5 protein-coding genes are annotated in these 5,892 nt (G+C 48.4%); 3 read left to right on the top strand and 2 right to left on the bottom strand.

Translation table 11 applies throughout. The annotated features are described in order from the left end of the window. Positions 1–78: 78 nt before the first annotated feature. Together FC20_RS08955 and FC20_RS08950 are read right to left on the bottom strand one after the other, a co-directional pair. The gene (locus FC20_RS08955; protein ID WP_008460574.1) at positions 79–822 is read right to left on the bottom strand and encodes a PAS domain-containing protein; all 744 of its coding nucleotides are present in this window, start codon (positions 820–822) and stop codon (positions 79–81) included. Positions 823–1,031: 209 nt separating this feature from the next. Next, a complete protein-coding gene (locus FC20_RS08950) occupies positions 1,032–2,645 on the bottom strand; it encodes an ABC transporter ATP-binding protein (protein ID WP_008460573.1) in 1,614 nt (537 codons plus the stop codon). Between the two features lie 181 nt (positions 2,646–2,826). Here FC20_RS08950 and FC20_RS08945 point away from each other — a divergent pair, with 181 nt between their 5' ends. From FC20_RS08945 to FC20_RS08935, 3 genes are all read left to right on the top strand, one after another. Next, the gene (locus tag FC20_RS08945) at positions 2,827–3,876 is read left to right on the top strand and encodes a hypothetical protein (RefSeq protein ID WP_008460572.1); all 1,050 of its coding nucleotides are present in this window, start codon (positions 2,827–2,829) and stop codon (positions 3,874–3,876) included. 53 nt (positions 3,877–3,929) lie between these two features. Beyond that, positions 3,930–4,844, top strand: a complete 915-nt coding sequence (locus FC20_RS08940) for a proline-specific peptidase family protein (protein WP_008460571.1) — start codon at positions 3,930–3,932, stop codon at positions 4,842–4,844. A 162-nt stretch (positions 4,845–5,006) separates the two neighbouring features. Beyond that, on the top strand, positions 5,007–5,795 hold the full coding sequence (locus FC20_RS08935; RefSeq protein WP_008460570.1) for a helix-turn-helix domain-containing protein: 789 nt from the start codon (positions 5,007–5,009) through the stop codon (positions 5,793–5,795). The last annotated feature ends 97 nt before the right edge of the window (positions 5,796–5,892 follow it).

The following is a 5,892-nucleotide window of genomic DNA, read 5'->3' as shown; positions in this document are numbered from 1 at the left end:
ATTAGTGTCCTAATTTCGGGGGTCATATCAAAAATAAAACGACCCATCAGGGTCGTTTTATTTTTCTCAATTAATTGATTAGTGGTGGGAAGCGCCAGTTGCAGTGTCAGGCTTTTCTTCCTTCTTTTCTTCTTCAGCAGCTGCTGCCTTAGTTGAAGGACCAGTCTTAGCGTCTGGGTCTGAGTTGCGGCGGTAAGTTGCACCAGTAGCAGCATCTGAGTCAACAACCAGCTTTTGGCCAGTTGATTCGCAGAAGTACTTCACAAATGGGTAGATGTCTTGTACCCATTCATAGATCCCCATGTAGTTGCCTTCTTCGTCTTCAACGCGCTTGTAGTAGTGAAGAACGAGTTCAGTCAAGTTACCGGTTGGAACTGGCATCCAAACAGCGTCGTGGCCGCCTTCCTTAGTCCGCAAAGCATGAACAACCTTCTTGGCAGTAGGGATAACGTCGCGGATGTCTGGGTGAACGGCGCCCATAGTGTCACCAACTTGCGCTGGTACCCGGCCGGCCTTCATCTTGTAGTTAGGGTCTTGTGGACGGTTATACCACAAGAATTGGTTGTTGTCGTCCACGTAAGTCATTTCACCAAAGGTGTTGCGCAGCATCCAGTTAAGTTGGTTAACAGTCAAAAGACCTGAGTCAAGCTTAACGTAGTCGTCGCCTTCAGCAGCGCCAACCTTAGCAGCCGCCTTGTCCAGCCATTCTGGGTCGTTCTTGTCCAAGCCGTCAACAGTGTAGCGACTGTGGCCAGTAGCTTCAAAGTCTTCCTTCAAGTATTCTTCAGGATTCATGTCCTGCAACCATTTTGGTTCTGCCATAATCAATTCTCCTTAATCATCAGATTAATTACATAATTTACTTTATTAAGTCCATTTACTTTACAAAGTTTATTATATCCTGTAAGCATTTCCAAATCAAGGGTAAAAGCAATTTATTTTTAGTAATTTTATATACATTTTATTATATATTCGTCAAAAACAAAAACGGCAAAACTGAGTTTTACCGTTTGAGTTTGCTTTTATCTTTTTTAGTCTGCTGTCTCTGCTGCTTTTTTAGCAACCTTGTCTAGCACAATAATCTGATCAAACATGGCCTTTTCCACATCAGAAATCTTGTGAGCCACTTCGACAACCGCCACCTTAGGGTTGCCCAAGAGGGTTTCGTGGATTTCTAAAGAAAGCCGTGGGTCAAGAGCGCTGGTAGCTTCATCAGCTAGCAAAATTGGCCGGCCTGACAAGAGTGCACGGGCGATTTCCACTCTCTGGATCTGCCCGCCGGATAAATTATTCCCGTTTTCCCCAACCCGGTAGTCCAGGCCGTTATCCTGGATCAGGTCATCTAAGCCTGCTTCATGGCAAACCATGAGAAGGCGCTCTTCGTCGACTTCCCGGCCCAGGGTGATGTTAAAGCGGAGAGTGTCGTCAAAAATAAAAGGCTTTTGGTTAACGTAAGAATAGTAGTTGTGGGCCTTTTGCCAGTTGCCCGTCACATCTTCGCCATTGATCTCGATCTCGCCGTGGCTGGGCTTATAGATCCCCAGCATAAGGCGGAGCAGCGTCGTCTTCCCCCAGCCAGAGGGCGCCATGAGGAGGATTTTTTCACCCGGCTTAACCGAAATATTAACATGGCTAAAGATCTCGTGCTTGCTGTGGCGGGTCACGTAAGCGACGTCTTCCATCTTCAGACCATCGAAGTGGTCCACTGGGAAGTTGTCGGCCTTTTGCACGTAGCTCAGCGATCTCTGAGTTCTTTGCCACATCGGCACAGTTGACTTAACCTGGTTGAATTCGTTAAAAATCGTCACGACCGGCGTAATAAAGTTAACTGCCAGGTCCACCATCATCACCAAGGACCCTACAGCCAGCCGCCCTTGCATCATCATGATCCCGCCGATGGTGCAGGGAATGATGAAGCAGAAAAGCTCAGCCACAGAATAGATAATTTCCAAGGCCCAGGCTTGGGTCAAGGTCATATTTCTTAAGGCCGTTTCCATGTCTTGAGCCGCGTTAACTGCCCGGGAAACCACATTGGTCCGAACATTGTACAGGCGGGCGGACTGAGCCCCGTTTAAGGTGTCAGACACGTACTGAGTATAGACGGCATTTTTTTCCGTCCAAATCTTGGCCTTCTTGGTAATGATCTTGCTAGTGATCATCTGAACCGCGGCCGGCGCCAGGGTGGCCACGATGAAGATCAGGGTCATCTCCCAGGAATTGTAAAAAGCAAAAATCAACGAGCCAAAGAAGGTCAAACTCTGGTAAATCATGTCCAGCTGGGCCGTAATCCGGTTGGTTTCAATCTGCTTCAAATCATTAGTCATGAAGCTTAAGCCATCCTTGATGTCCAGGGTATTTTGGTCGACCAAATAGCGTAAATTTGCCTTCTTCAAGGTCATGTTTACGTCTTTGATAATGTTCATCTTGGTCGTTTCATAGATGAAGTTGCTGGCCATGAAAAAAAGCTGACCGCCAGCAGTTAAGGCGGCGAACATGACCAGGCGGCCATAATCACTCTTGCCAGAAGAGGCGATGTTCAGCATCACTTTCAGCATGTAAGCGACAAATAACACATTGCAGGCCTTGATGGCAGCTAAAAGGGCAAACAAAGCCACCTTGCCTTTTGGCGCATATTTGAGACTCATGGTTAGGATCCCTCTCTTTCATTACAATTATATCAATCTTTATCACCTTTTCTCCCAGCATTGATATAATTAAGACAATCGTAAGAAAATAATTTTTTGGTAAAGGGGCTTGACGCATTTTGCCAGGGCTTTTTTAAAAAAGAAAAATATCAAAGAAAAGTAGAAAATAGGGGGAATCACTATGAAACTTGTTGAACTGCATACCAAAGCTGACCGCCTGACAGGCTCTTACTACCTAGGCTACTTGGTCTACCAAAATGAGGACCTAACCGTCTTAATCGGTCTCGACGACGACGCTAACGCCAGTGGTCTAATCCTGGTCAACAACCAGGACCTGGTCGGGATGGTGGAGCAGTCGCCAAGCCTAGCTTACTGCCAGCGCCTGATCGACGAGGGCAAGTCGACTGATCCCTTTCAGCTCATGCCGGTCAACCAGGAGCTTTTAAAGGGCAACTTGTCTAATTTCTTTGAAGCCGGCAAGGCCGCCTTATTTAAAAAGCTTCCCGTTAACGTGACCCTCAATAACGGCGTCATTTACAGCGGAATTGTGACTGAAGCCACCTTGGAAGAGCTCCGCATTCGGCAAATTGATGGCAACTTTGCTTTAGACCGGATTCACTCGGTCATCCCCATGAAGCAGATCTCCAGTCTGGAAATCAATTCGGCCCTGGGTAAAATGTGGAGCGAATACCAGGATAGCGACATCGCTGGCAATCCTTATGACTTAGTTGAGCTCTACCTGGACTGGCTGGATGACGACCGCTTTGGCAACTACCTGCTGGGGCGGGTGCTCTTAGAAGACGACCACTACCTTCTTTTTGAAAGCATCAACGACTACGGGCAGCTAGAAGCCATCTGCCTGGTCAACCGGGACGATATCATCCACGAATGCACGGCGTCACCAGTCATCGACTTCTACAGCTTCCTGCTCACCCGGAACCAAGAGGCGGGGATTTTTGACCTGAACAAGCTTGACCACCTGGCCCAGAGCCTGGACCATGTACCAAGCCCCTTGGAAGTCTTACAAAATGCTGGGCAACAGCTAGTCAGCGTGGACGACTACGCAGCGCCAGGCGAAATGACCGGCTACATTCAAGGTTTGACCGATTCTGAAGTCTATATCGAAGACCCGGTCACTGGCCAGGTGGCCCCTTTTGCCATCGACCGGATCTGCACCATCGACTTAGCCAGCAGCGAACTAGAAAAAATGAAGGAATACCTGGCAGCCTAAGAGTAAAGATGTAAAATAAATAAGAGACTAACAATGATTTTTAGGAGGAAAAAATGAAACAAGGCACGACTATTTTGACGCTTGATAACGGCTACCACCTGTGGACCAACACCCAGGGGCAAAGCCCAATCCACCTGCTCTGCTTACACGGGGGCCCGGGCGGCAACCACGAATACTGGGAAGACACCCATGAGCAGCTCTTAAAGCAAGGCTTGAACGTGGAAGTCCACATGTATGACCAATTGGGGTCACTATATTCTGACCAGCCAGACTACAGTGACCCCGAAGTAGCTGACAAGTACCTGACTTACGAATACTTTTTAGACGAAGTGGAAGAAGTTAGACAAAAGCTGGGTATCGACCAGTTCTACTTAATCGGGCAAAGCTGGGGCGGTCTGCTCGTCCAAGAATATGCGGTTAAGTACGGCGACCACTTAAAAGGGGCCATTATCTCCTCCATGGTCGACGATATCGATGAATACGTTGCTGCTGTTAACCGCCGCCGGCAAGAAGTGCTGCCGCAAACGGAAATCGACTTCATGCACGAATGCGAAGCAAAGGGTGACTACGCTAACTCCCGCTACCAAGAAGACGTGCAAATCTTGAACATCAATTTCGTTGACCGCAAGCAGCCTTCTAAGCTCTACCACCTGGGCGACTTGGGCGGCACTGCCGTTTACAACGCCTTCCAAGGGGACAACGAATTTGTCATCACCGGTAAATTGAAGGACTGGCACTTTAGAAGCGAATTGCCAAAGATCAAGGTGCCAACCCTGCTGACCTTCGGCGAAGTGGAAACCATGCCTCTGGAAACGGCTAAGACCATGCAGAAGCTGATTCCAAACTCCCGCCTGGTCACCACGCCAAACGGCGGTCACCACCACATGGTGGACAACCCCGACGTTTACTACAAGCACCTGGCTGACTTCATCAAGGAAGTAGAAGCTGGCACTTTTAAGGGTGAATAAATTTTAAGACGCTGCCTAAAGGCAGCGTCTTTTTAGCAAGATTAGTAATTAATGCTTAAGCTTTTGTAAAAAAGGCGTTAGAGAAGCTGCCTGACTTTTGCTTGAGAGCTTTTTGACGTAAAATAGTTTGGTAACAAATTAAGGTTAGGGAGGAAGATTAATTTGACCATCGGTAAAAGTTTACAAAGCAAGCGGCTGGAGAAGAAGCTGTCGCTTACTGACGTTAGCCACAGTTTGAAGATTGATGAAAAGACTCTGCAGCAAATTGAGGCTGATAACTTTACTGGTCTTAATCCTGTAGTTGTTAGAAGCTATATTAGACAATATGCTAGCCTGCTGGGTCTAGACGGTGCCAAGCTTTTGGATGCTTATACAAAAAGTGCAGCTCAGGCAAAAGCACCTGCTACGCAGCAAGCGGCACCAGTGCAAAAACTCCAGCAGGCTGCGGCGCCAGCACCGAAAAAGAAGACGGAAGCTGAGATCAAGCTGGCCAAGGCCCAAAAGGCCGTTGCCAACAGCCACAGCGTCCGCGGCTTGAAGTCGATCTTTAACCTTTTTGACAAGATCAACTTGGACAAGTTCTTGAAGTACGGCATCTGGGTCATCATGGGCCTGGCTGTGGTGGGGTCAGTGGCCAAGGGCTTCACCACTGCCGCTTCCAAGATCTCAACCCACCAATCGTCATCAGTATCCAGCAGTTCCAGCCAGGACAAGAAGCAGCCGCCAAAGAAGGACGACCAGCCTTCTAGCCCAGCGCCGGACGACCAAAGCAGTCAGTCTAGCGCCCAAAGCTCCTCTAGCCAGGCTGATGAAGCTAATTCATCATCGAGCTCTTCTGCTCAAAAGGCGTCAAGCGCCAGTTCAGCGGAGCAAAGCTCGTCAAGCTCAGCTTCCAGTCAGTCCAGCCAAGCTGAGGAAGCCAGCTCATCATCAGAAAACGCAACCGAATAATTTTTCACCCGCAGCCACTTGGCTGCGGGCTTTTTGTTTAATGTGCTGGCAAAAAAGGCATCCCCGCTGGGCAATGTCATTAAGTTAAGACATTGAC

Source organism: Lactobacillus equicursoris DSM 19284 = JCM 14600 = CIP 110162 (genome assembly GCF_001434815.1).
Lineage (GTDB): Bacteria > Bacillota > Bacilli > Lactobacillales > Lactobacillaceae > Lactobacillus > Lactobacillus equicursoris.
The sequence above is the reverse complement of the archived record's forward strand: the minus strand, read 5'-3'. Positions and strand labels throughout refer to the sequence as shown.